The organism is Streptacidiphilus sp. MAP12-16 (assembly GCF_041262165.1).
Taxonomy (GTDB): Bacteria; Actinomycetota; Actinomycetes; order Streptomycetales; family Streptomycetaceae; genus Streptacidiphilus.
Window position 1 is genome coordinate 111,596 of record NZ_JBGCBY010000001.1, and the last position, 24,191, is coordinate 135,786.

Annotated in this window: 21 protein-coding genes; 11 read left to right on the plus strand and 10 right to left on the minus strand. The window is 72.1% G+C overall.

The features are described 5' to 3' along the window. The first annotated feature begins 62 nt into the window (after positions 1–62). Positions 63–473: a GNAT family N-acetyltransferase gene (locus tag ABIA33_RS00480; RefSeq protein ID WP_370076214.1), complete on the plus strand. Its 411-nt coding sequence runs from the start codon at positions 63–65 to the stop codon at positions 471–473. Between the two features lie 24 nt (positions 474–497). On the opposite strand, the gene ABIA33_RS00485 is transcribed toward ABIA33_RS00480, so the two are convergent. The 3 genes from ABIA33_RS00485 to ABIA33_RS00495 all read right to left on the minus strand — a co-directional run bounded on the left by ABIA33_RS00485 (position 498) and on the right by ABIA33_RS00495 (position 4,202). Beyond that, positions 498–1,607: a ferritin-like domain-containing protein gene (locus tag ABIA33_RS00485; protein ID WP_370075656.1), complete on the minus strand. Its 1,110-nt coding sequence runs from the start codon at positions 1,605–1,607 to the stop codon at positions 498–500. A 107-nt stretch (positions 1,608–1,714) separates the two neighbouring features. Further along, on the minus strand, positions 1,715–3,277 hold the full coding sequence (locus tag ABIA33_RS00490; RefSeq protein ID WP_370075658.1) for an aldehyde dehydrogenase family protein: 1,563 nt from the start codon (positions 3,275–3,277) through the stop codon (positions 1,715–1,717). Positions 3,278–3,596: 319 nt separating this feature from the next. Then, positions 3,597–4,202 carry a TetR/AcrR family transcriptional regulator gene (locus ABIA33_RS00495; RefSeq protein WP_370075660.1) on the minus strand — a complete coding sequence of 202 codons (606 nt, stop codon included), beginning with the start codon at positions 4,200–4,202 and terminating at the stop codon, positions 3,597–3,599. A 178-nt stretch (positions 4,203–4,380) separates the two neighbouring features. On the opposite strand from ABIA33_RS00495, the gene ABIA33_RS00500 reads away from it, so the two are divergent. Then, positions 4,381–6,015 carry an MDR family MFS transporter gene (locus ABIA33_RS00500; RefSeq protein ID WP_370075662.1) on the plus strand — a complete coding sequence of 545 codons (1,635 nt, stop codon included), beginning with the start codon at positions 4,381–4,383 and terminating at the stop codon, positions 6,013–6,015. A gap of 42 nt (positions 6,016–6,057) precedes the next feature. Here ABIA33_RS00500 and ABIA33_RS00505 read toward each other — a convergent pair whose 3' ends face one another. Then, complete coding sequence (locus ABIA33_RS00505; protein ID WP_370075664.1) at positions 6,058–6,960, minus strand: A/G-specific adenine glycosylase; 903 nt, start codon at positions 6,958–6,960, stop codon at positions 6,058–6,060. 159 nt (positions 6,961–7,119) lie between these two features. Between ABIA33_RS00505 and ABIA33_RS00510 the strand changes: the two genes are divergently transcribed. Further along, the gene (locus ABIA33_RS00510; protein WP_370075666.1) at positions 7,120–7,986 is read left to right on the plus strand and encodes a hypothetical protein; all 867 of its coding nucleotides are present in this window, start codon (positions 7,120–7,122) and stop codon (positions 7,984–7,986) included. Between the two features lie 64 nt (positions 7,987–8,050). Here ABIA33_RS00510 and disA read toward each other — a convergent pair whose 3' ends face one another. Both disA and radA read right to left on the minus strand, forming a co-directional pair. Continuing rightward, the gene (gene disA, locus ABIA33_RS00515) at positions 8,051–9,109 is read right to left on the minus strand and encodes a DNA integrity scanning diadenylate cyclase DisA (protein ID WP_370076216.1); all 1,059 of its coding nucleotides are present in this window, start codon (positions 9,107–9,109) and stop codon (positions 8,051–8,053) included. Positions 9,110–9,256: 147 nt separating this feature from the next. Continuing rightward, positions 9,257–10,786 carry a DNA repair protein RadA gene (radA, locus tag ABIA33_RS00520; protein ID WP_370075668.1) on the minus strand — a complete coding sequence of 510 codons (1,530 nt, stop codon included), beginning with the start codon at positions 10,784–10,786 and terminating at the stop codon, positions 9,257–9,259. Positions 10,787–10,893: 107 nt separating this feature from the next. Between radA and ABIA33_RS00525 the strand changes: the two genes are divergently transcribed. The 3 genes from ABIA33_RS00525 (at position 10,894) to ABIA33_RS00535 (ending at position 14,416) form a co-directional block, all read left to right on the plus strand. Further along, on the plus strand, positions 10,894–12,804 hold the full coding sequence (locus tag ABIA33_RS00525) for a sigma-70 family RNA polymerase sigma factor (RefSeq protein WP_370075670.1): 1,911 nt from the start codon (positions 10,894–10,896) through the stop codon (positions 12,802–12,804). Positions 12,805–13,017: 213 nt separating this feature from the next. After that, positions 13,018–13,569: a SigE family RNA polymerase sigma factor gene (locus tag ABIA33_RS00530; protein WP_370075672.1), complete on the plus strand. Its 552-nt coding sequence runs from the start codon at positions 13,018–13,020 to the stop codon at positions 13,567–13,569. After that, complete coding sequence (locus tag ABIA33_RS00535) at positions 13,553–14,416, plus strand: hypothetical protein (RefSeq protein WP_370075674.1); 864 nt, start codon at positions 13,553–13,555, stop codon at positions 14,414–14,416. The genes ABIA33_RS00530 and ABIA33_RS00535 overlap by 17 nt, the downstream gene beginning before the upstream one ends. 14 nt (positions 14,417–14,430) lie before the next feature. Here ABIA33_RS00535 and ABIA33_RS00540 read toward each other — a convergent pair whose 3' ends face one another. Both ABIA33_RS00540 and ABIA33_RS00545 read right to left on the minus strand, forming a co-directional pair. Then, positions 14,431–15,237 carry a beta-glucanase gene (locus ABIA33_RS00540; RefSeq protein ID WP_370075676.1) on the minus strand — a complete coding sequence of 269 codons (807 nt, stop codon included), beginning with the start codon at positions 15,235–15,237 and terminating at the stop codon, positions 14,431–14,433. 90 nt (positions 15,238–15,327) lie between these two features. Beyond that, complete coding sequence (locus tag ABIA33_RS00545) at positions 15,328–16,143, minus strand: hypothetical protein (RefSeq protein WP_370076218.1); 816 nt, start codon at positions 16,141–16,143, stop codon at positions 15,328–15,330. Positions 16,144–16,324: 181 nt separating this feature from the next. Between ABIA33_RS00545 and ABIA33_RS00550 the strand changes: the two genes are divergently transcribed. From ABIA33_RS00550 to ABIA33_RS00565, 4 genes are all read left to right on the plus strand, one after another. Then, positions 16,325–17,260 (plus strand): Ppx/GppA family phosphatase, encoded by a 936-nt coding sequence (locus ABIA33_RS00550; protein WP_370075678.1) that lies wholly within the window; start codon positions 16,325–16,327, stop codon positions 17,258–17,260. 535 nt (positions 17,261–17,795) lie between these two features. Beyond that, positions 17,796–18,608, plus strand: a complete 813-nt coding sequence (locus ABIA33_RS00555) for a sugar phosphate isomerase/epimerase family protein (protein WP_370076220.1) — start codon at positions 17,796–17,798, stop codon at positions 18,606–18,608. Positions 18,609–18,736: 128 nt separating this feature from the next. Further along, positions 18,737–20,581: a dihydroxy-acid dehydratase gene (gene ilvD, locus ABIA33_RS00560; protein WP_370075680.1), complete on the plus strand. Its 1,845-nt coding sequence runs from the start codon at positions 18,737–18,739 to the stop codon at positions 20,579–20,581. A gap of 107 nt (positions 20,582–20,688) precedes the next feature. Then, positions 20,689–21,204, plus strand: a complete 516-nt coding sequence (locus tag ABIA33_RS00565) for a hypothetical protein (RefSeq protein WP_370075682.1) — start codon at positions 20,689–20,691, stop codon at positions 21,202–21,204. Positions 21,205–21,211: 7 nt separating this feature from the next. Here ABIA33_RS00565 and ABIA33_RS00570 read toward each other — a convergent pair whose 3' ends face one another. After that, positions 21,212–22,468, minus strand: coding sequence for a hypothetical protein (locus tag ABIA33_RS00570; RefSeq protein WP_370075684.1), 1,257 nt, complete (start codon positions 22,466–22,468; stop codon positions 21,212–21,214). A 103-nt stretch (positions 22,469–22,571) separates the two neighbouring features. Continuing rightward, positions 22,572–23,027, minus strand: coding sequence for a hypothetical protein (locus ABIA33_RS00575; protein ID WP_370075686.1), 456 nt, complete (start codon positions 23,025–23,027; stop codon positions 22,572–22,574). Between the two features lie 177 nt (positions 23,028–23,204). Here ABIA33_RS00575 and ABIA33_RS00580 point away from each other — a divergent pair, with 177 nt between their 5' ends. Next, positions 23,205–24,134, plus strand: coding sequence for a proline dehydrogenase family protein (locus ABIA33_RS00580; protein ID WP_370075688.1), 930 nt, complete (start codon positions 23,205–23,207; stop codon positions 24,132–24,134). The last annotated feature ends 57 nt before the right edge of the window (positions 24,135–24,191 follow it).

Sequence of the window (24,191 nt, forward strand, 5' to 3'; positions counted from 1 at the left end):
CAGAGGACGGCGGAGGCGGGTGACGACGTGCGGGGGCCTGGAGAGGAGCGACGGTGGCAGAGATGGAGATCCGACGGGCGACGACGGTCGCGGATGTCGTCGCCGCCGAGCGGCTGTACGACGGCCCGGCGCGCCGGGCCGCCGCCGAGCGCTTCCTTGCTTCGCCGGACCACCACCTCCTGGTCGCGTACGCGGGTCCGGAACCCGTCGGCTTCGTCAGCGGCGTCGAGGTCACCCACCCCGACAAGGGCACGGAGATGTTCCTCTACGAGCTGGCCGTGGACGAGGGCCACCAGCGCCGTGGCATCGGCCGCGCGCTCGTCTCGGCGCTCGCGGAACTCGCCCGTACCCGGGGCCTCTACGGCATGTGGGTGCTGACCGACCGCGCCAACCCCGCCGCACTGGCCACGTACCGGTCGGCGGGCGCCACCGCCGAGGAGGACTGCGTCCTCCTCGCCTGGACCTTCAGTTGACGCGCGGGTGCGGCGGGCCCGCGGTCAGCCGGCCGCGGCGCCTTCGGCGATGGCCTGCTCGACCTCGGCGACGCGCGCGGCCTCCTCGGCGGCGAAGCGCTCCGCGTCGAGCGTCTCGGCTATCTCCTCGTCCTGCTGCATCAGCAGGTCGAGATTGGAGTCGCCCAGCTCGAAGACGCCCATGTCGACGTACGCCTGCTGGAGGCGCGGGCCCCAGAGGCCGATGTCCTTGACGCAGGGGACTATGCGGGAGAACAGAAGCTTGCGGAAGAACTGCAGGTACTCGCTCTGCTCGCTGATCTCCTCGGCCTCGGCGAGCGGGATGCCGAAGTTGGTGAGGACCTCGACGCCGCGGAGGCGGTCGCGCATCAGATAGCAGCCCTCGATGACGAACTCCTCGCGCTCGGCCAGTTCCGCCGTGCTCAGCTGGGAGTAGTAGTCGCGCAGCGCCATCCGCCCGAAGGCGACGTGGCGCGCCTCGTCCTGCATCACGTAGGCGAGGAGCTGCTTGGGGAGCGGCTTGGTGGTGGTGTCGCGGAGCATCCCGAAGGCGGCCAGGGCCAGGCCCTCGATGAGGACCTGCATGCCGAGGTACGGCATGTCCCAGCGCGCGTCGCGCAGGGTGTCGCCCAGCAGCGCCTGGAGGTTGTCGTTGATGGGGTAGAGCATCCCGATCTTCTCGTGCAGGAACCGGGAGTAGAGCTCGGCGTGGCGGGCCTCGTCCATGGTCTGGGTCGCGGAGTAGAACTTGGCGTCCAGGTCGGGGACGGACTCGACGATGCGGGCGGCGCAGACCATGGCGCCCTGCTCGCCGTGCAGGAACTGGCTGAACTGCCAGGAGGCGTAGTGCCGGCGCAGGTCGGCCCGGTTCTGCTCGCTGAACTTGGCCCAGTACGGGGTGCCGTAGATGGACAGTGCTTCGTCGGGCAGACCCAGCGGGTCGTACGGGTCCACTTCGAGGGACCAGTCGATGCGCTTGACCGCGTCCCACTGCTTGTCCTTGCCCTTCTGGTAGAGCGCGAGCAGGCGGTCGCGCCCGTCGTCGTACTCCCAGTTGAAGCGGGCGGCACCGGAGGCGGGGACGGTCCAGACTCCCTCGGTGACCGGGTGGGTGTAGAGGTCATGGGTCGACATCGACGTGCTCCTCGTCGTGTGCGTTGCGGGGTGGTGCAGGGCACAGCAGGAGCGTCACACGAAGTTACTGACGGGTCAACAGGGTGGTTGGCCGAGGTTGGTCGAGGTCAGCGGGAGGGGTAGAGGGAGTAGCCGGGGAAGTTGCCGTAGAGCTTCTCGTCCGCGCCCTCAGGGCCGTAGCTGACCGCCTGGACGAGCAGGTCGCCGCCGACGAAGGCGCCCTTCCAGGACGCGCCGAGCCCGCCGAAGACCTCCTCGCGGTCCCCGCGCGACCGTGGAGCGTTGACGCCGACCTTGAAGGCCAGGATGTCCGGGGCGATCCTGGCGGCGAACGCCGGGTCGTCGGTGGCGATGCTGGCGACCAGGGAGCCGTTGCCGGCGTTCATGGCGGCGAGCAGCTCCGACTCGGTGTCGACCAGCACGATCGAGTCCAGCGGCCCGAACGGTTCGGCGTGGTGCAGGGCCCAGTTGGGCGGCGGGTCGAGAACGCAGGCGGGGGCGGTGTAGGCGCTCACGTCCTGGTCGGGCAGGAAGGTGCCGTCGGCGAGGGTGCCCCGGTGCAGCGGGACGGCGCGGGAGGTGATCGCGTCGTCGAAGTGCCGGGCCAGCTCGGTGGCCTTGGCGGCGTGGATGACCGGGCCGAAGTCCAGCTCCGGGAGCGGCGCGTCGGCGTCGAGGACAGCCAGCGGGTGGCCGAACCGCAGGTTGCCGAGTACGGCGAGGTAGGTCTCCAGGAAGGCCGGGAACTGGCGGCGCTGGACCACGTAGCGGGGGTAGGCGGTGCAGCGCTGCTTGGCGTACTCGAAGCCCTTGCGCAGATGCGCGGCAAGCGCGGGCCAGTCGGAGTAGTCCCAGACGCCCCAGGTGTTCAGCCCTTCCTGTTCCAGGAAGTGACGGCGGTTCAGGTCGGCGAGGGAGGTCGCGGCGCGGCGGCCGTTGGCGCGTCCGCCGACGAAGGCGAGCGCACCCAGGCCGGGGGAGCGGATCAGGGCGTCGGCGATCTTCGAGCCCATCCCGGAGAGCAGGGTGACCGGCAGGCCCGCCCGGTGCATCAGGGCATGTGCGAGGGTGAGGCAGTGGAAGCCGCCCTGGGAGGGGGTCTTGGCGATGACGGCGTTCCCCGCGAGGAGTTGTACCAGCTCCGCGTGGACCTGGACGCTCATCGGGTAGTTCCAGCTGGCGATGTTGGACACCGGGCCCGGCAGGGGGGTGCGGTGGCTCCCGTCGGGGAGGGCGAGCTGGCGCTCGATGTTGTCGAGGTACCAGCGCACGCCGTCCAGGGCGCGGTCCACGTCCGCGCAGGCCGCTCGCCAGGGCTTGCCGATCTCCCAGACCAGGAGCAGCGCGAGCAGGTCGCGGTGCTCGGCGAGGGAGTCGACGGCGGCCGAGACCCGGGCCTTCCGCTCGTCCAGGGGCGTCCTGGACCAGGTGTGGTGCTGGGCGATGGCGAAGTCGACGGCGGTGGCGGCCTCGTCGATGCCGATCCGCGGCGGCCCGGGGATGCGGCTGCCGTCCACGGGGGTGGTGTGCTCGCCGGGGGTGCCGACGGCGTGCCATTCGCCCCGGACCAGGTTCAGCAGGCCGTCAGGGGTGAAGGCCTCGGGGGCGGCCGAGAGGCAGCGGGCGTAGGTGTCGTCCCAGGATGTGCCGGGCTTGATCTTGAGGGTCACGGTGGCGCTCCTGTCGGTGAGGGGAGAGGAGGTGCGCGTGCCGGGCAGAACGCTTCGAGGAGAACACGTCAGAAGGAACTTCAAGGGGAACACAGACTCGCACGGGCGGCGTCCGCGGCGGTATGGCGCCTGGCCGGCGTGTGGCCCTTCTCACGGAGGCCGGCCTTACGACCTGGGGGAGCGACAGGGCTCAGGCGCCTACCGCCCGGCACCTCCGCTTGCCGCGTTGCCGGCCCTGACATCAGCGGCCGGCGCCGCGGGCCCACGTAGCTCCGCTGCAAGGGCGTCCCGGCGCTCTGCCGTGTCGCTCCCCGGGTCGCTAGACCTCGGTCGTGGGCTTGCCGATGCGTTCGGCGATGTCCAGCGCGACGGTCAGGGCGACGGCCCTGCGAATGTCCTCGTCCGGGAGGTCGGGGAGCAGGGCGGGGTCCTCGGCGCAGGCCTCGGCGATGAACTGGGTCACGTTGATCGCCATCAGCGAGATCGCCGCGCGCACCCGGTCCTCGAAGGTCGGCTCCGGGCCCTGCATCAGCCGGGACAGGGTGATCATGCGCTCCTTGAACCGGGTGCCGACGCTGAGCTCGCGGATGGTCGGCTGGTTCTCGTGGAAGAACCGCAGCAGGGGCTGGCGGTCGGCCATGCCCTCTGCGAACCGGCGCACGATCTCGTCCCGGACGGCGGGGCTGTAGGGCTGCTGCTCGCCCCAGGCGATGGCTTCCTCGATCGGGGCGGACATGCTGTCCACGATCCCCGCGAGGATGTCCTCCTTGGTGCGGAAGTGGTAGTACAGCGCGGCCTTGGTGACGCCCAGGCGGTCCGCGATCTCCCGCAGCGAGGTCTTCTCGTACCCGTGCTCGGCGAAGAGCTCCAGGGCGATGTCGAGGATGCGCGCCCTGGTGTCTCCGCGAGGTGTCTGGGTGGTCATCGCTCCGCCTGTGTGCCTGTCCGGTGAGGGGGTGCTGCCGTGCTGTCGCGGTCGTTGTCGCAGGTCCCGCCGGGGGCGGCGAAAACCGGGTTGACGACCACTGGGAACTGAGCTTACCGTGCGGCTGACAAGGGTACTAGCCGGGCGGCAAGTAAGTTCGGGTGTGGGGAGAGTTCTGATGGCTCAGGACCAGGTTTCACGGCAGGGGCAGGGGCACGGAGAGGGGAGTCCGGCGGACGGTGGGACCGACGCCGATCCGGACGCCCAACTGATCCGGACGCCGCGCGAGATCCGGATCGTGCTCAGCGGTCTGCTGATCGCGATGCTGCTCGCCATGCTCGACAACATGATCGTGGGCACGGCCATGCCGACTATCGTCGGCGACCTGGGCGGCGTCAACCATCTCTCCTGGGTGGTCACCTCCTACATCCTGGCGACCACCGCCTCCACCCCCATCTGGGGCAAGCTCGGCGACCTCTACGGTCGCAAGGGCATCTTCATGGCCTCGATCGTGATCTTCCTGGCCGGATCCGCGCTGTCCGGGCTCTCCCAGAACATGAACGAGCTGATCGCCTTCCGCGCCGTCCAGGGCCTGGGCGCCGGCGGCCTGATCGTCGGCGTGATGTCGATCATGGGTGCGCTGGTCCCGCCGCGCGACCGCGGCAAGTACCAGGGCATGTTCGCCGCGGTGATGGCCGTCGCGATGATCGGCGGACCGCTGGTCGGCGGTGCCATCACCGACCACCTCAGCTGGCACTGGATCTTCTACATCAACCTGCCGCTGGGTGCGTTGGCCCTGGTCGTCATCGCCCTCACCCTGCATCTGCCGCAGTACCGGTCCAGCGCGCGGATCGACTACGCCGGGGCGGGACTGCTCACCGTCGGCATCGTCGCCCTGGTCCTGGTCACCACCTGGGGCGGCCAGACCTACTCCTGGGGGTCCTGGCAGATCGCCGGGCTGCTGGTGCTCGCGGCGGTGACCCTGGCCGGATTCCTGCGGGTGGAGCAGCGGGTGCAGCAGCGCGGCGAGGAGCCGGTGCTGCCGCTGCACGTGTTCCGCAGCCGCAACTTCAGCCTGATCTGCGGCCTCGGCTTCGTCGTGGGCTTCGTGATGTTCGGCGCGATCACCTTCCTGCCGCTGTATCAGCAGAGCGTTCAGGGTGCGTCCGCCACCAACTCCGGACTGCTGCTGATGCCGATGATGCTGGGGATGCTGGTGGTGTCGCTGGTCGTCGGCCAGGCCGTCACCCGCACCGGTCGCTACAAGATCTACCCGGTGGTCGGCACGCTGGTGATGACTGGCGGGATGCTGCTGCTGTCCCGACTGGACGTCGGCACCAGCCGCGTCGTCTCGGCGCTGTTCATGGTGGTGCTCGGGGCGGGGATGGGCTTCCTGATGCAGATCACCATGCTGGTGGCGCAGAACAGTGTCGCGCTCCGGGACATCGGCGTCGCCTCCAGCAGTTCCACCTTCTTCCGCACCATCGGCGGATCCTTCGGGGTGTCGCTGTTCGGCGCACTGTTCAGCTCGCGGGTGACCCACACCATGTCGGCGCGGCTGGGCACGGGCGGCGGCAAGGCCGTCGCCGGGCACGCGCAACTGACGCCCGCGATGCTCGGACACCTGCCGGCACCGGTACGGGACGCGTACAACCATGCTGTGGCGAGCGGGGTGCAGAGCATCTTCCTCTGGGGCGCGCTGATCAGCGCGGTGGGCATCGCGCTGGCGGTGTTCCTGGTGGAGGTGCCGCTGCGGTCCGCGCCCGAGCCGGCCGCGGACACCGTGCCGGTGGTCGCCACCGCGGAGGCATAGCCGGCCACAGGCAGCCGGGGACAGGCCGGGCTCACCCCTGCCTCAGCCCGGCAGGCGGTACACGCCGGGCCCGATCGGCTCGACCAGCCCGTCCGCGACCAGGCCGTCCAGGGCGCGGGCGCGCTGCACGGCGTCCGGCCAGACCGCGTCCAGCGCGGACTGCGGGACCTCGGCGTGTGCCTCGCGGAGTACCGCCAGCAGCTTGCCGCGCACCTGACGGTCCGTCCCCGCGTAGGTCTGGCCACGGCGCGGAGGACCGTCGTGCGCCGGGCGGCCGGCCAGCAGCCAGGCGCAGCTCGCCGCCACCGGGCAGCGGGCGCAGTCCGGCGTGCGGGCGGTGCAGACCAGCGCGCCCAGTTCCATGACGGCGACCGCCCAGGTCGCGGCGGTCTCCGGCTCCTCGGGCAGTAGCTCCGTCGCGGTACGGCGCTCGGCGGCCGTGGTCGCCGTGGAGGGGAACTCGCGGCCGTCGACCAGGCGGGCGAGGACGCGGCGGACGTTGGTGTCCAGGACGGTGTGCCGCTGCCGGTACGCGAACGAGGCCACGGCGGCGGCGGTGTACTCGCCGACGCCGGGCAGGTCGAGCAGCGCGGCGTGGTCGGTGGGGACCAGGCCGCCGTGCTGCTCGGTGATCGCCGTCGCGGCGGCGTGCAGCCGCAACGCGCGGCGCGGGTAGCCGAGGCGTCCCCACGCACGGACGGCCTCGCCCGGCGCCGCGGCGGCGAGCGCGGCCGGGGTGGGCCAGCGCTCCATCCAGTCCGCGTACATGGGCAGCACCCGCTTCACGGGGGTCTGCTGGAGCATGAACTCACTGACCATCACCGCCCAGGCGCCGGCGGCTGGCTCCCGCCAGGGAAGTTGCCGCGCGTTCGCGGCGTACCAGGCGAGAACTGTGCGATGGAGGCGTTGAGTCCCGGTCGAGGCTCGTGTCAGGGCTTCAGTCATGGCGACTCCGATCCTCGCACACGCGCGGTCAGTGCTCGGTGACCGGAATGGCCCTGGTAAACCATCCGAACGGACGATCCGCACGATCATGTGAAAGAAGGGGCCGCAGGTACGGCGGTGTTGCTCTGGCCGGGGGTTGATCTCTCGTAAGGTTTGCTCGTGCCTTCCTTGCGCAATCCCGTCGGGCCGCTGCCCTCGTCCATCTACTGGCGGCGGCGCCTTGTCGTGCTGGCGGTCTTCGCCGCCGTGCTGGCCCTGCTCGTGTGGCTGCTGACCGGCGGTGGCGGAAAGAAGTCCGGAGCGACCGCTCCGACGTCGCACCCGATCACCTCGATCACACCGGGGCCGACCGGCTCGGGCGGCGGTGGTTCCAGTGACGGGTCCACCTCGGCCGGAGCGGGCAGCAGCGGGAGCCCGTCCGCGAGCGCCTCGGCGAGCGCCCCGGCGGGGACCAACGGCGGCACCGTCGTCCCGGTGACCGGCGGCGGGTCCGGCGGCAGCGGTGGCACCGGCAGCACCGGCGGCGGCAGCACAACCAAGGGGAGTGGTGGCAGCGCGAGTGGCGGCAGCGGGTCCGCTCCGCCGGCGAACGCCGCCGGAACCATGAACCTGCCCGTCTGCGCCGCCGCCGACGTGGAGCTGTCGCTGACCAGCGCCGAGCAGACCTACAGCTCCTCCCAGTGGCCCACCTTCCAGCTGGCCATCACCAACACCAGCGGTGCGGCCTGCCGGGTCGACCTGGGCGCCAAGTCCGCGGTGATCACCGTCAGCAGCGACGCCAACAGCCATGTCTGGTCATCCGGGGACTGCCCGAAGGTGTCCGCGGCGCAGTGGTACGCCGTGCCCGCCTCCAGCACCCCGCTGACCGCGGTGTTCCAGTGGGCCCGCACCACCTCCGCCCCCGGCTGCGTGCCGGGTAGCGGTGGCAGCGCGGCGGGGGCCGGGACGTATGTCGCCCGGGTCGGCGTCCAGGGCGTGACGGTCCAGCCCTCGCACCAGTTCAAGCTCGCGCCGTTCGGCAGTTGACGCTCCCCGGATCGTCAGGTCCGCCGACCCCGGCGGCGGGACCTCCGCCGGGGTCGGCGGGACGTCAGACGTAACGCTCGAGGATCGACGACTCGGCGAGCCGCGACAGGCCCTCCCGCACCGAACGGGCCCGCGACTCGCCGACTCCCTCGACGGTCTGCAGATCGTCGATGCTGGCCGCGAGCAGCTTCTGCAGTCCGCCGAAGTGCTCGACCAGGCGCTCGATGACAGTGTTGGGGAGCCGGGGGACCTTCGCCAGCAGCCGGTAGCCGCGCGGGCTGACGGCGGAGTCCAGCGCTTCCGGGGTGCCCGGGTAGCCGAGGGCCTTCGCCACCGTCTGCAGCTCCAGCAGTTCGGTGTGGGTGAGCGCTTCCAGGCCGTCGAGGACCTCCTGGACGGTACGGCCGCGCTTGGCGGCGCGCTCGGGGAAGTAGTCGCGGGCGACGAGCTCACGCTCGGGCTCGACGCCGGCGATCAGCTCGTCGAGCTGGAGCGACAACAGCCGCCCGTCCGTGCCCAGTTCCAGGACGTAGCCCGCGATCTCGCCGGCGATCAGCCGGACCATCTCCAGCCGCTGTACCACCGCCGCCACATCACGGACCGTCACCAGGTCCTCGATCTCCAACGCGGACAGGGTGCCCGCGACCTCGTCGAGCCGCAGCTTGTACCGCTCCAGTGTGGCCAGCGCCTGGTTGGCGCGGGACAGGATCGCCGCTGAGTCCTCGATGACCCGGCGAACGCCGTTGACGTAGAGGGCGATCAACCGCATGGACTGGCTGACCGAGACGACCGGGAAGCCGGTCTGCTTGTTGACGCGTTCGGCGGTGCGGTGCCGAGTGCCGGTCTCCTCGGTGGGGATGGTGGCGTCCGGGACGAGCTGGACGCCCGCGCGGACGATTCGGGTGATGTCCTTGTCGAGGACGACCGCGCCGTCGAGCTTGCAGAGCTCGCGCAGTCGGGTCGCGGAGAACTCCACATCGAGGACAAAGCCGCCAGTGCTGAGCGACTCCACCGTCTTGTCGAAACCGACGACGATCAACCCGCCCGTACGGCCGCGCAGGACGCGCTCCAGGCCGTCGCGCAGGGGGGTGCCAGGGGCTACGGCGCTGAGCGAGGCTCGCATCAGGGCCTCCTCGCGGGAGGAGCGATCCGCCCGGTCGTTGGCTGCCACGGGGACGACTCCTCCGGTGGGGTGCGGTGTGCGCGTATGAGTTTACCGGTGGGTGCGCCGAGGCGTGCCTGGTTATTGACGTGAGCCTGCAGCGAGAGGTCAGACCGGGTCGATCGGGTCCCATCCGTTCATCAGTTCGGCGGCGTCGTCGGGGATGTCGGCGGCGACGTCGGCATAGGCGGCCACGGCGCGCTGGGCGGCGTCCTTCGGCCGTGCGCCGTTGCGTCCCCCCTCTGCCTTGGCGCGCGAGCGGGCCCGGCCGCCGCTGCCCGGGATCGCGGACAGGGCCTCGGCGATGTTGGCGACCTCGGTCACCCGCATTCCCGCGGGGACCTTGCCGGGCTCCGGTGGGACCAGGGCGTGCGTGAAGCCGAGCCGGGCCGCCTCGGCGAGCCGACGCTCCACCCCGGTGACCCGGCGCACTTCGCCCGCGAGGCCGACCTCGCCGATCGCGACCAGATTCGGCGGCAGGGGCGTGTCGGCGGCGGAACTGGCCACGGACAGGGCGATGGCCAGGTCGGCGGCGGGCTCGGTGAGCTTCACCCCGCCCACCGTCGCGGTGTAGATGTCGAGTTTGCCCACGCGGACCCCGCCGTGCCGCTCGACCACGGCCAGGATCATCGCGATCCGCGGCGACTCCAGACCCGAGGTGGTGCGCCGGGGGGACGGGATCTGCGAGTCCACCATCAGCGCCTGCACCTCGGCGACGAGCGGGCGGCGGCCCTCCAGAGTGACGGTCAGGCAGGTGCCGGGGACCGGTTTGTCACGCTTCGTCAGGAAAAGTCCGGACGGATCGGCGACACCGGTGATCCCGGAGTCGTGCAGCTCGAAGCAGCCGACCTCGTCCGTCGCCCCGTAGCGGTTCTTGACGCCCCGGATGATCCGCAGCCGGGCGTGTCGGTCGCCCTCGAAGTGCAGGACCACGTCCACCAGGTGCTCCAGTAGGCGCGGGCCGGCGATCGAGCCGTCCTTGGTGACGTGGCCGACCAGCAGCGTCGACATCGCACGGGCCTTGGACACCCGGATCAGCGCGGCGGTCACCTCGCGGATCTGGGCCGGGCCGCCGGGGGCGCTCTCCAGCTGGGCCGAGGAGATGGTCTGCACCGAGTCCAGGATCAGCAGCGAGGGCTGCACCTGTTCGATATGGCCGAGGACGGCGGCGAGGTCGGTCTCCGCCGCGAGGTAGAGGTGCGGGGAGAGGGCGTCGATCCGGTCCGCGCGCAGCCGGACCTGGCTCGCCGACTCCTCCCCGGTGATGTAGAGGGTGCGGTGGGCCTCGCTGGCGGCCTTCGCGGCGACGTCGAGCAGCAGCGTGGACTTGCCCACGCCCGGCTCGCCCGCGAGCAGCGCCACCGCCCCGGGGACCAGGCCGCCGCCGAGCACGCGGTCGAGCTCGTCGATGTTGGTCGGCCGGGAGGCGGCGACCCTCGCGTCCACCTGCCCGATCGGGCGCGCGGCACTGGTCACCGGACCGGCCGCGGTCGTCCGGACCGGCACCGCGCCGTACTCCTCGATGGTGCCCCAGGCATTGCACTCGGTGCAGCGACCGGTCCACTTGGGCGGCGTGGAGCCGCACTCCGTACAGCGGTACGAAGCGCGGGTCTTGGACGAGGACGATCGGGCTGCCATGCGCTGAACGCTACAGCCGACCACTGACATCGATGGCCGGTCACCCGAAAGGGGTATCCAGGACGCATCCGCCCATCAGCGCCCATGTTCCGCTCTAACGTCGAGGAGTGACCACCGACTCGCAGGCCAGAGCCGTTCCCCGGCCCCGCGCCCCACTCGCCCCGCCGAGCGGTGGCGGACCTGGCGGCGGCCTTCGGGACAGCCAGTACGGAACCGACCAGTACCGAACCGACCAGGACAGACGAGACCAGGACAGACGAGAGCACGACAGACGAGAGCACGACAGACGAGAGCACGGCAGAGCCGAGCAGAGAGCGGGGAGCCCGCGGTCGACCGGCGCCCGCGCCCTGGAGGAGGCATGGGAGCGGCTGGGCGACGCCCTCTTCACCTACTGCCTCTCGGTGCTCTGCGACCAGGACGAGGCGCTGTCCGCGGTCCGCGAGGTGCGGCAGCTGTCGGTCCGGCACCGCCGGCGGCTGCGCCGCCCCGAGCTCCAACGTGCCTGGCTGTACGCGCTGGCACGGCACGTCTGCCTGCTCCGGATGGAGGCCGAGCCGATCCGGGTCACGCCCGCACGGATGACGGGCCGTCACACCACGCAGCACTCGCGGCTCGCTCGCCTGTCCTGGCCCGAGGCCGCCGGGGTGGCCCCCGCGCAACGGGAGGCGCTGGAGCTCGCCGGACGGCATGGTCTGGACACCCATGAGCTGGCGGCCGTCGTCGACCTGCGCCCCGATCAGGCCGGCGCGCTGCTGGCGCAGGCGGTGTGCGAGCTGGAACGTACGGCGGCGGCACTGGCCGTGCTCAAGGCCGGGGACTGCCCGGAGCTGGCCCGGCTCGGCCGGGAGCGCGGCGCCGTGCTGGGGGCCGCGCTGCGCGGCGAGTTGGTGCGGCACGTGGACGACTGCCCGACCTGTCGGGGTACGGCGGAGCGGGCGGCGGCGGCCGGGCCCTGGCCCGGTACCTTCCGTGCGCCCGGAGCGCTGCGGCTGGTCGAGGCGCCTGCGGAGGCCTGGCAGCAGGAGGCCGCGGAGGGCTTCTTCGCCTCGCTGGGCGCGGGACGACTCGGCACGTCCTCCGGGGTACGGTCCGAGGCCGCGTCCGCAGCCGCCGAGCCGCGCTTTGACCGTCGTGGTTTTCCGGTCCACCGCACCGTCCGCTCGGAACGGGCGACGATGCTGAGGCAGCGGGCGATGACCAGCTCGGTCATCGCCATGGTGGTCGCCGCCCCGGTGGTCGCCATGTGGGCGACACATCACGGCCACGCGGGGGCGCAGGCCCCGGTGTCGCCGGTGTCCTCGGTGCGGGTCGACACCTCGGCGGCGGACAACCCGTCAGACGCCAGAGCACCGTACGGGAATGGAGCCGTGCTGCCGCCTGCCGGGCCGAGGTCGGCCCCGACGGTCCAGGGCCACCACGGGGCCGATCTCGGCCTGCCCGATCCCGGCGGGGCGACGGCCCCGGCCGGTTCCGCGGTTCCCCCCGCCGCCGGCCCCGGGCCGGTCGCAGCCGCTCCGGGACGGCTGACCGTCACCGCGGGCGAGATGGGCGGCCGCACGGTCATCACCCTCGTCAACACCGGTGGCACGGAGGTGAGCTGGCGGGCCGCCGCGACCGCGCGCTGGCTGCGGCTGAGCCGCGCCTCGGGGACGCTCGCGCCGGGCGAGCGGCTCACCCTCCTGGTCACCGTGGACGAGGCGGCCACACCCGCCGACCCCTGGTCCGCGCAGGTCACCATCGGACCGTCCGCCGGCCCCTCCACGGCCGTGGTCACACTCCAGGGGCCCGGTACGGGCGGTGGCCGCCGGGGAGTACCGCCGCCGACCGCGCCCCCCTCCACTGCTCCCCCCTCCGCCACACCCACACCGTCGCCCACCGACCCCTCCCCCTCCGGTTCGCCGACCCCCAGCACGCACCCGACGCCGACCCCCACCACTCCGGCGGGCACTCCCACGGCCGCCCCGACGCCGACGACCGCGGTCTCGCCGACCGATCGCGGACACCGCCCCGCGCATTGACCGCCCCGCGCATTGACCGTCCCGGGCATTGACCGTCCCGCGTATCGACCCACCCGCGCGTTCACGGGTCCGGTGACGAGAGGGGCGGCACGAGCGCCGGAGGTCACGGTCCCGTAACGGATGCGATCCTGGTGCAGCAGGGTGATGCCTTCTTCCGTCTGGTCGGGTGCGAGCCATGACCGATACGGGCTCCTGGCCCAGGGGGAGGACGCGATGCGTGCCACGGACATGGCCGAGTTCGCCGATTTCGTCCAGGCCAGGTCGTCCGCGCTGTTCCGGACCGGGCTGCTGCTGACCGGGAACCGGGACCAGGCTGACGACCTGGTGCAGTCCACCCTGGAACGGGTCTGCCGCCAGTGGGCGCGCGTCGGCCGGGCCGAGTCCCGGGACGCCTACGCGCGCCGGATCATGGTCAACCTGGCCAACGACCGCTGGCGGGGGCTGCGGGGGCGCCGGGAGGTCCCGCTCGACGAGACCGACGCCAGGCTGGCCCCCGGGACCGGAGTCGCCGGAGCTGCTGATCCGTACCGGCAGGTGCTCCTGCGGGACGAGTTGATGCGGGTGCTGCACACGCTTCCGGTGAAGATGCGGACCGTGCTGGTCCTGCGCTACTTCGACGACCTCTCCGACGAGAGCATCGCCGATCTGATGCACATCTCCACCTCCACGGTCCGCTCGCAGGCGACCAGGGGACTGGCCAAGCTCCGCGCCGCCGTCCACGGCACAACCGACAACAGGGAGGTGCCCAGTGAACGAACCCAGTGACTCCGGTACCGACGCGCTGGAAAGAGAGCTGGTCGTGGCCATGCACGAGTTCGCCGACAGCAGTCCGGCGCCCGCCTACGACGCCCGCCGGTGGACCGCGGCGCGGCGCCGCGCCCCGCAGCTGTGGGCCCTGGCAGCGGTCGTCGTCGCCGTGGCGGCGATCGGCACCGGGCTGGCGCTCCTGCCGGGGAGCGCGAGTCCTCGGCCGATCACCGCCCCGGTCGCCCGCCCGTCCGCGAGCGCGGCGTCGCCGACCTCTCCGGCCGGCGCCCTCGACGGGTACGCGGCCCAGCGGCTGGCCCTGCGCTCCGTGGTCACCGCGGCCGAGCTCTACGAGAACCCGGCGACGCGCGGCACGGTGAAACTCGGTCAGGTCGAAGCACGCTTCACGGACCGCGCGGCGTTCACCAGGGCGTGGGGGAAAGGCGGCCTCGGAGTGACCTGCGGCGCCGTCGCCAGCGGTGCGCTCAGCAGCGACGAGAGGAACGTCCTGCTCTACACCGGGGCGATCCCGCTCCCCCGGCACGCGACCTTCGCCTTCGACCCGGCCACGCACACGGTCACCGGCGTGACCTGCGGGACGGGCAGTACCGGCCACGGCGACCAGACCGTGGTGGCCTTCTACGGAGCGCAGGTGTCGGGCGGCAAGTCCGGTGACGGACTGCTGGGTCCGGCCGTCACCGGTACCGGTACCTGCGGCCAGGACCAGGCGAAGACCTGGTTCGCGGACACGCCGGGCGCCGGTGCCGGACTGGTCACCTGGCAGGTTGGCCTGGACGGCGGAAAGCCCTTCATCGTCGGCATCGACCGCACCGGACTCATCAGCCAGGTGACCTGCCCGGCGTGATCGGGCTGCCGGGCCTACCGGTAGACCTGGAACGAGTCCATGGAGAAGGCGAGGGCAGCGGCCGACGCGGGCGGGGGGTAGTTCGAGCCGTCGTCGACGGAGAGGCTGATCACGGGGTATGCCGCGAAGCTCCGGCCCACGCCGCGGTTGTCGTGCCAGACCGCCCGCATGCCGGCGCGGGTCGTGCCCACGTACCAGGTGACGTGGTCCGCGCCCAGGCGGACGCCCAGGTAGAGCCAGGCGCCGGGCGCGACCAGCGGCGAGGACCAGAGGTTCGCGGCACCGCGCTTGTGGTTGACGAACTCGAGCCGGTGCGGTGCGCCGGCGTGCCACTCGAAGAGATCGACCTCGTTGCCGCCTGCACGCCAGGACCACACAGCCGGCCATGCGCCTGCCCTGCCGTCCGGTAGCCGGACATGCGCGACGACCAGGTCACCGGTGCGCTCCAGGAAGCCGCTGCCGCCGGAGGTGCAGGAGTCACCGGTAGTCAGCAGACCGGTGTCCCAGTGCCGGTCGGACCGCGGCCTGGCCGTGATGGTGAGCACGCCGTCCCTCGTGGCCGCGGCGGCGCGGGTCAGATGGTCGAGCTTCTGCTGGCCCGGGTTGGTGACGCAGCTCGCGAACGCGGCGGTCTGCCAGCCCCACACCTGATGCGCCCCGATCGTCATCCGGTGGAAGTCGGCCTGGAAGACCACGCGTTGGCCCGCGACCGACGGTGGGGCGCCCGAGACCAGGACGGCGCGGGCGGCGGGCGCGACGGCACCGACGACACAGCAGAGCGCTGCGGTGAGTGCGGTCAGGAGGCAGCGCGCGCTGTTCATGTCTCCACGGTCGGCCCGTTGCCCGCGCCCCGCACGCCCGCGGCGGGATCCGCCGCTCGGACTACTCCGAACGGCGCCGGACGCACCCTCCTAGGACACCTCGTCGGCCGGGTGGGGGGCCACCGGTCCGCCGGGCGAGGCGAGGCGCTGCTCGCACAGCTCGGCCAGCACTGCGTAGCCGCCCGCGCCCATCAGCTCGACCAACTCCGGGCGGTAGCTGACGTACACCGGGTCGGGGCCGACGTGTGCGTCGGGGCTGCCGGTGCACCACCACTGGAGGTCGTGGCCGCCGGGGCCCCAGCCCCTGCGGTCGTACTCCCCGATGGTGACCTGGAGGTAGCGGGTGCCGTCGGGGCGGTCGATCCAGTCGTAGGTGCGGCGCACCGGAAGCTGCCAGCAGACGTCCGGCTTGGTCTCCAGCGGTTCGAGGCCCTCGGCCAGGGCGAGCGTGTGCAGGGAGCAACCCTCGCCGCCGGGGAAGCCGGGGCGGTTGAGGAAGATGCAGGCCCCGTCCACCCGGCGGGTGCGCAGATCGCCGTCCTCGTCGGGCTCGCTGATGCCCTTCGGGCCGGTGCCCTGCTTGTGGTACTGCCAGGTCTCGGGGGTGAGCCGGGCGGCGTGGCCGAGGACGCGCTTCTGGTCGTCCTCGTCGGACCAGTGCGCGCCGAGGGTGCAGCAGCCGTCACTGGCCCGGCCGGGACGGATGCCGTGGCAGCCCCGCCCGAAGATGCAGGTCCAGCGAGAGGTCAGCCAGGTCAGATCGCAGCGGAAGACCTGTTCGGCGTCCTCGGGGTCGGCGAACTCGACCCAGGCGCGGGCGAAGTCGAGCGGGACCTCGCGCTTGCGGGCCGCGGCGGCGGCCTTCTTCGCAGCCTTCTCGACTGTCTTGCGATCGGTGAGCGTCACGTCTACAGCTGGCACCTTTCCACCCTACGGCCTGCGCCGGGCTGACCTCGGCCGCTGCTGCTCCACCCGGCTCTCGAAGCGCGGCCCGACCCGCGGCCCGACTCGCTCGCCCTTCTGCTGCCCGAGCCACTACTACGGCGGGGGATGATCGGATTCGCCGGATCGCGTAGCGTGGCGAGGTATGCGACTCGGCGTACTCGACGTGGGATCAAACACCGTTCACTTCCTGGTGGTGGACGCGCATCCCGGTGCCGCTCCCCTGCCCGCGTACTCGCACAAGATCGAGCTGCGCCTGGCCGAACTCCTGGACGACACCGGTGCGCTCAGCGAGGAGGGCGTGGAGCGCCTTGTCGCCATGGTCGCGTCGTCGATGCGGGTCGCCGAGGACAAGGGCGTCGAGGAGGTCCTGCCCTTCGCCACCTCCGCCGTGCGGGAGGCCGCCAACGGCGAGGAGGTGCTCAAGCGGGTCCAGCGGGAGACCGACGTCGAGCTGCGGGTGCTGTCGGGCGGCGACGAGGCTCGGTTGACGTTCCTTGCGGCGCGCCGCTGGTACGGCTGGTCGGCCGGTCGACTGCTGCTGCTGGACATCGGTGGCGGCTCCTTGGAGATCGCCTGCGGCCTGGACGAGCAGCCGGACGCGGCGGTGTCGCTGCCGCTAGGCGCAGGCCGACTCACCGCGGGCTGGCTGCCCGGCGACCCGCCCGAGGAGGCCGACGTCCGCCGCCTGCGCCGCCACGTCCGGGCGGAGATCGCCCGCACCGTCGCGGAGGTCGTCAGGCTCGGATCGCCCGACCGGGTGGTCGGAACGTCCAAGACCTTCAAGCAGCTCGCGCGGATCACCGGAGCGGCGCGCGAGACCGAGGGTCCCTACGTGCCGCGCAAGTTGACCCGCAACTCGCTCGCGACCTGGATGCCCCGGCTGGCCGCGATGACCACCGAGCAGCGGGCGCTGCTGCCCGGCGTGTCGCCGGGTCGCGCGAGACAGCTGCTCGCGGGCGCGCTGGTCGCGGACGGCGCGATGGACTTGTTCGGAGTGAACGAGCTGGACATCTGCCCCTGGGCGCTGCGGGAGGGCGTCATTCTGCGGCGGCTGGACCAGATGTCGGCAGAGCAGTGACCGGTCGGAGCTGTCGTCTGAGCCGCCACGGCGTGCGGTGAGTCGTCCGGGAGCGTGTCTGGATGACGACGGGGAGCGCGGGGCATTGTGCCGCCAGGTGGCCGACACGCATACGCTGTCTCCCGTGGCGGAGCCAACGGACGAAGATGTGACCCCGGAGGACCGCGCCGAGGAGCCGGCCGCCTCGGGGCGGCCCCGCAGGGCGCGCGCGGCCAAGGCGACAGGTACGGGTGGTGGCGCGGGCGTGGGCGCCGCGAAGCGGGCCGTCGCGGTGAAGAAGGCGGCGGTGAAGAAGGCTGCGGGGACCAGCCGCAAGGCCGTCGCCAAGAAGGCCGCGGAGAAGACCGCCGCCCGCGCCGAGAAGGACAAGCAAGACCGCAAGGGCACGCAGGCGGCGCCGGCAACCGCATCCGCCAGACCGGCCGTCGCTGCTCCCGCTGCTCCCGCCGAGCCCTCGGTCCCCCACGCACCCACGCCGGCGGCACTCGCCGGCGCCCGCCCGCACCTCCAGCTGCCGGCCGGCCGGACTGCCCCGCTGCTCGTTCCGGATGCCAAGGTCGCCCTCTCCACCGCCTCCGTCTACCCGGAGAACACCGCCGCCGCCTTCGAGATCGCGGGTCGCCTCGGCTACGACGGCGTCGAGGTCATGGTGTGGACCGACCCGGTCAGCCAGGACCTGGAGGCGCTGCGGCGCCTCTCCGACTACCACGGTGTGCCGATCCTCGCGGTCCACGCGCCCTGCCTGCTGATCACCCAGCGGGTCTGGGGCACCGACCCGTGGTCCAAGCTGGTGCGGGCTCGAGCGGCCGCCGAGAAGCTGGGCGCGTCCACCGTGGTGGTCCACCCGCCGTTCCGCTGGCAGCGGCAGTACGCCCGCGACTTCGTCCAGGGCATCTGGCAGATGGCGGGCGAGACGGACGTCCGCTTCGCGGTGGAGAACATGTACCCCTGGCGCTACCGGGACCGGGAGGTCGCCGCGTACGCACCCGACTGGGACCCGACCACCGAGGACTACCGGCACTTCACCGTGGACCTGTCCCACGTCTCCACCTCCCGCACCGACGCCCTCGCCATGGTCGAGCGGATGGGCGACCGCCTCGCCCACGTCCACCTCGCCGACGGCTCCGGCTCCGCCAAGGACGAGCACCTGATTCCAGGGCGGGGCAATCAGCCCTGCGCCGAGTTGCTGGAGCGCCTCGCCCGGACCGGCTTCGCCGGCCATGTCGTGCTGGAGGTCAACACCCGCCGCGCCCCCGGACCGGTCGAACGCGAGGCCGACCTCGCGGAGGCGCTGGCCTTCACCCGGCTGCACCTGGCCGCCGCCGCCCACGTCGGCTCCGGGCGATGACAACCAACAAAGGCTGACACCCGGGCGGAGGGACGCCGCGACGCCGCCGTACCGCATTCCGGACGCGATGTCCGAGGGACGGGCGGGCGGCGTAGGCTCGTTCGTCACAGACGAAGGAGTTGAGCACAGTGCCCCAGCTGAGGTCTCGAACGGTCACCCACGGTCGCAACATGGCAGGGGCACGCGCCCTCCTCCGGGCCGCAGGCGTAGCCCGCGAGGACTTCGGCAAGCCGATCATCGCCGTCGCGAACAGCTTCACCGAATTCGTGCCGGGGCACACGCATCTCCAGCCGGTGGGCCGGATCGTCTCCGAGGCGATCCAGGCCGCAGGCGGCATCCCACGCGAGTTCAACACCATCGCGGTGGACGACGGCATCGCCATGGGCCACGCCGGGATGCTGTACTCGCTGCCGTCCCGCGACCTGATCGCCGACTCGGTCGAGTACATGGTCGAGGCCCACTGTGCGGACGCGCTGATCTGCATCTCCAATTGCGACAAGATCACCCCCGGGATGCTGATGGCCGCGCTGCGCCTCAACATCCCCACCGTGTTCGTCTCCGGCGGTCCGATGGAGGCCGGCAAGGCCACCCTGGTGGACGGCACCGTCCGCAAGCTGGACCTGGTCAACGCGATCTCCGACGCCGTCAACGAGAACGTCTCCGACGAGGACATCGCCCGGATCGAGGAGAACGCCTGTCCGACCTGCGGGTCGTGCTCGGGCATGTTCACCGCCAACTCGATGAACTGCCTCACCGAGGCCATCGGCCTCTCGCTCCCCGGCAACGGTTCGGTCCTGGCCACGCACACCGCCCGCAAGGCGCTGTACCAGGCGGCCGGACGCACCGTCGTCGAGATCACCAATCGCCACTACGGCCAGGACGACGAGACCGTCCTGCCGCGCAACGTCGCCACCTGCGCGGCGTTCGAGAACGCGGTCGCGCTGGACATCGCGATGGGCGGCTCCACCAACACGATCCTGCACCTGCTCGCCGCCGCGCAGGAGGCCGAACTCGACTTCGACATGGCCGACATCGACGCGCTGTCGCGCCGCCTGCCCTGCCTGTCCAAGGTCGCGCCCAACGGCTCGTACTACATGGAGGACGTGCACCGCGCGGGCGGCATCCCGGCCATCCTCGGCGAGCTGTACCGGGGCGGTCTGCTGAACGAGGACGTGCACACCGTGCACAGCGCCTCCATGGCCGACTGGCTGAAGACCTGGGACATCCGCGGCGGCTCGCCGTCCGCCGAGGCGGTGGAGATGTTCCACGCGGCGCCGGGCTGCGTGCGCTCCGCCAGTGCCTTCTCGCAGTCCGAGCGCTGGGAGACGCTGGACACCGACGCGGCCGGCGGCTGCATCCGCGACGTCGAGCACGCGTACTCCAAGGAGGGCGGCCTGGCCATCCTCTACGGCAACCTGGCGGTGGACGGCTGCGTGGTGAAGACGGCCGGTGTCGACGAGTCGATCTGGACCTTCCAGGGCCCGGCCGTCGTCGTCGAGTCGCAGGAGGACGCCGTCGAGGCGATCCTCACCAAGCGCGTCAAGGAGGGCGACGTCGTCGTCATCCGCTACGAGGGCCCCAAGGGCGGCCCCGGCATGCAGGAGATGCTCTACCCCACCTCTTACCTCAAGGGACGCGGTCTGGGCAAGGCGTGCGCGCTGGTCACCGACGGCCGCTTCTCCGGTGGCACCTCCGGCCTGTCGATCGGCCACGCCTCGCCCGAAGCGGCGTCCGGCGGCACGATCGCGCTGGTCGAGGACGGCGACCTGATCACCATCGACATCCCCGGGCGCTCGATCCGGCTGGAGGTCTCGGACCAGGACCTGGCCTCGCGCCGCGCCGCGCTGGAGGCGGGACCGGGCTACCGCCCGAAGACCCGCGACCGGAAGGTCTCGGCGGCGCTGCGGGCCTACGCGGCGATGGCGACCAGTGCCGACAAGGGCGCGGTGCGGGACGTGTCCCGACTCGGCTGACGGCGCGGGCACCAACGCCGGCGTGGGCGCAGGGCCGGCCGGCGGCGCGGGCTCGCGCTGCGGTCCGCCGGCGTGGGCGCAGGGCGGACTGCCGCATAATCGGAGGCGTGTCCGGAAACCCTGCGTCCACCCAGCCGTCCCAGAAGCCCGTCCCTGCCCCCGACCCCGTCCGGTTCTTCGGCACAGGGTGGGTCGAGCACGACCCCGCCTACTGGCTGCGGCGCGTCGGCGTGAGCGCGGGCGCGCTGGTCGCCATGGGCGCGGGGGCGGTGCTGATGCGCCTCGGGGTCCAGGGCGTGTTCACCTCCCAGGCCGGCTCGCTGATCAACCTGCTGCTGGTGGTCGCCGTCGCGATCTGCACAGCCGTCGCGGCCGTCCGCACCTGGAACCTGCTCAGCAAGGGCAGGGCGTCGCTGCGCGGCTGGATGGCGGACGAGAAGTCCGTCGGCCCGATGCTGCTGATCGGCTTCGTTGGCGCGCTGGCCGCCTACTTCATGCGCAGCCTGCTGGAGGCCCCGGGCGAGGGCGAGGCGCGCTCGCGCTACGAACTCGCCCTCGCCGCCCACGCCCGCCGCGCCCCCGCCCGTGCGGGCGCCCGAAGCGGCGGCCGCAAACGCCGCTGACGCGGAGTCAGGTACGGGAGAGCCGCCCGCAGGTTCCCGGTGCCTGGGTCGACGGCGCCCTGCTGCGGTCGTACGGGTCGCTGGCCGGGCCGGACGGCAGGATGCCGTTGCCCGTCCCCGCTCCGGCGGAGTCGGGGAACTGCGGGTTGACGTAGCCGTTGTAGACGCCGCAGGCGCTGTTGGCGATGTCCGGGTTCCACTGCTGGATCCACAGGGTGCCCGGAGTGTGCTGGTACGACTGCCCGTCAGGGATGTCGATGTCGATGACCCGGCGGACGATGCTCCGCGCAACGTTCGTGTCGTTGCCGTCGATCCGCCAGGAGGCCAGCTGTGCGGTGGCCGGGCCGGCGGCGGTCGGCATCGGGAGGTCGGGGTGCGGCCCCGGACGCAGCGGGTAGACGAAGGTGTAGTCGGCGTGGATCGCGAGGCCGCCCTTGCCGTCCCCCTTGAAGGTCATCTCGCCCTGGACCTTGATCACCGTCCCGTCGATCAGCGCCTGGTCCGGATTGAAGCGAGTGAACAGCTCGGTGCCGTCGCCGCCCTTCGCCGAGGGGCCGGCGATCTCCTTCTTGAGGGCGGAGACCAGGCTCTCCCGGGGGTCGATCAGGGCGAGCGCTGCGGTGGGGTATCCGCCTGCCAGAACCCGGGGATCGAGGTTGGAGTCGATCAGGAAGTCCCTGGTGTGCTGGAGATACGACGCGACCGAGGCGCTGCTGTAGACACCGACGGAACTGGCCGCGGGGACGTTGATGGCCTTGGCCCCCTCCGGCCAGGTCTCGGCGGGCGAGCCCGCGAAGGGGTGTGCGACGGTGGGGACGGCCGGGTCGGGCACGACCGAGGGTGCGACGCTGGGCGGCGCGGTCTCGGGAGCCTGCAGGCTCGGCTGCGCCTGCGGGGAACTCGGGGTGGTACCGCCGAGGTGGCCGCGCACCCAGCTGTTGACCGCGCCTGCGTTGAGACCGATCAGCACGAGCACGGCGGCGATCAGGACGATCAGCGGTGTCTGGAACCGGCCGCCGGACTTGGCGGTCCCGACCGCCGACAGCTCGGGCCGCCGCCGGTACCAGCGGCGCTTGGCGACCGGGGCGGGGCGGAAGGAGGTGTCGCCCGGAGGCTCGTGCTTCCACTTCTCGGCGAGCATCCGCGCGCGGGCGGAAGGCTCCTTCTGCTTCGCGCCACGCACGAAGTCCTCGTCCAGGACGAGCCCTTCGAAGGCGTCGGAATCGTCGGGGGCGGGGTCGTGTGGATCTTCCAGGGTCGGCACCGGAACAGTATCCCGACGGCCAAACGTGCATACGGCAAGAGTCCAGTAAGAGTGCGCGCGCTCCCGCCCGCTTGCGGCGGTTCTGCGGTGGTACCGGCAGCGGTCAGGCGTTGTCGCGGCGGCGGGCGCCGGCCACGGCCCCGACAACGCCGATCACGACACCGAGGATCGCGGCGTGCCACAGCCCCGTGAGGATGCTGGCGAAGACGCCGTCGCTGCTCAGCAGGAACTGGGTGATGGTGTTGGTGACGGCCAGGGCACCGGCCGGCGCGAGCGCCGTCTGCCACGGGTGCTCCGCCGCCCAGCGGCGCAGCCTGCGCTCGCCGCCCCTCCGGCCGACGACCGAGCCGACTCCGCCGACCAGGAAGAAGAGGAACAGGGCAATGCTCGCCGGGCCCGCCAGGATGCCCAGCGACCAGTGCAGGGTGATCAGGTCCACGCCGAGGGCGGCGGCACCGCCGACGACACCGACGGCACCAGCGGTACGCCACGGGCCGAGCGTGGCCGAGGCCACGGCGAGCTGGCGCGATTCGCGGGGCGAGACATCACTGCTAGTCATAGCTCAACGGTGCGCTTCTGACGTCCTGAACGCTATAGGGGACAACCCTGAGTTTCGGCCGTCCGTACTGCGCTCAACGCCTGCGCTCCGCCGCCCTCTGCGCGGCACGGCGACGGAACAGCCCGCCCCTCCTACGCTGAAGGCCAGTCCGGACGTGCATGTCAGGAGGCCGCCCCCATGTTGTCCCGTCAGTTGCTCCTGGCCGCCGCACGCAGCCCAGCCGCCCGCAGGGCCGTGCTGACCGCCCCGGTGAGCCGGGCCCTGGTGGAACGTTTCATCGCCGGGGAGGACCGCGAGGCCGCCGTACGGGTGACAGACGAGCTGATCGTGCGCGGGCTGCACGTCAGCGTCGACTACCTCGGCGAGGACACGACCGACCAGGCCCGGGCCGACGCCGTCCGCGACGAGTACACCGCCCTGCTCGCGCGCCTCGGCGCGGCCGGGATCGGGCGCCGTGCCGAGGTCTCGGTCAAGCTCTCCGCGCTCGGGGCGAACCTCGGCCCGGACGGCCGGGAGGCCGCCCTCGACCGCGCCCGCGAGGTCTGCGAGGCCGCCCGCTCCGCCGGCACCACGGTCACCCTCGACATGGAGGACCACACCACCAGCGACGACACCCTCGCCGCCACCGCCGAGCTGCGCGTCGACTTCCCCTGGGTGGGCGTCGTGCTGCAGTCCTACCTGCGGCGAACCGAGGGCGACTGCCGGGAGCTGCTGCACTCGGGCTCGCGGGTCCGGCTGGTGAAGGGCGCGTACGCCGAGCCGGAGACCGTGGCGTTCCGCGACAAGCTGGAGGTGGACCGCTCCTATGTGCGCTGCCTGCGACTGCTGATGGAGGGCCACGGCTATCCCATGGTCGCCACGCACGACCCCCGGCTGATCGAGATCGCCGGCGCGCTGGCGGTACGGGCCGGACGGGCGCAGGACACCTACGAGTTCCAGATGCTCTACGGCATCCGCGAGGAGGAGCAGCGCCGCCTCGCCGCCGCCGGGGAGACCGTGCGGGTGTACGTCCCCTACGGCGCGGACTGGTACGGCTACTTCATGCGGCGGCTCGCCGAACGCCCGGCGAACCTGGCCTTCTTCCTGCGCTCGCTGGGCCACGGCTGACCGGCTGGTGATGACCGGCTGTCGGCGACCGGCTGGTGGACGGATCGGCGGACCTGC

Bases quoted from the DNA above. Each gene is read 5' to 3' on its own strand.
- ABIA33_RS00540 (WP_370075676.1), bottom strand. From the start codon at position 15,237: ATGAACAGCGCGCGCTGCCTCCTGACCGCACTCACCGCAGCGCTCTGC.
- ABIA33_RS00495 (WP_370075660.1), bottom strand. From the start codon at position 4,202: ATGACCACCCAGACACCTCGCGGAGACACCAGGGCGCGCATCCTCGAC.
- ABIA33_RS00480 (WP_370076214.1), top strand. From the start codon at position 63: ATGGAGATCCGACGGGCGACGACGGTCGCGGATGTCGTCGCCGCCGAG.
- radA (WP_370075668.1), bottom strand. From the start codon at position 10,786: ATGGCAGCCCGATCGTCCTCGTCCAAGACCCGCGCTTCGTACCGCTGT.
- ABIA33_RS00580 (WP_370075688.1), top strand. From the start codon at position 23,205: ATGTTGTCCCGTCAGTTGCTCCTGGCCGCCGCACGCAGCCCAGCCGCC.
- ABIA33_RS00485 (WP_370075656.1), bottom strand. From the start codon at position 1,607: ATGTCGACCCATGACCTCTACACCCACCCGGTCACCGAGGGAGTCTGG.
- ABIA33_RS00575 (WP_370075686.1), bottom strand. From the start codon at position 23,027: ATGACTAGCAGTGATGTCTCGCCCCGCGAATCGCGCCAGCTCGCCGTG.
- ABIA33_RS00550 (WP_370075678.1), top strand. From the start codon at position 16,325: ATGCGACTCGGCGTACTCGACGTGGGATCAAACACCGTTCACTTCCTG.
- disA (WP_370076216.1), bottom strand. From the start codon at position 9,109: ATGCGAGCCTCGCTCAGCGCCGTAGCCCCTGGCACCCCCCTGCGCGAC.
- ABIA33_RS00530 (WP_370075672.1), top strand. From the start codon at position 13,018: ATGCGTGCCACGGACATGGCCGAGTTCGCCGATTTCGTCCAGGCCAGG.
- ABIA33_RS00500 (WP_370075662.1), top strand. From the start codon at position 4,381: ATGGCTCAGGACCAGGTTTCACGGCAGGGGCAGGGGCACGGAGAGGGG.
- ABIA33_RS00505 (WP_370075664.1), bottom strand. From the start codon at position 6,960: ATGACTGAAGCCCTGACACGAGCCTCGACCGGGACTCAACGCCTCCAT.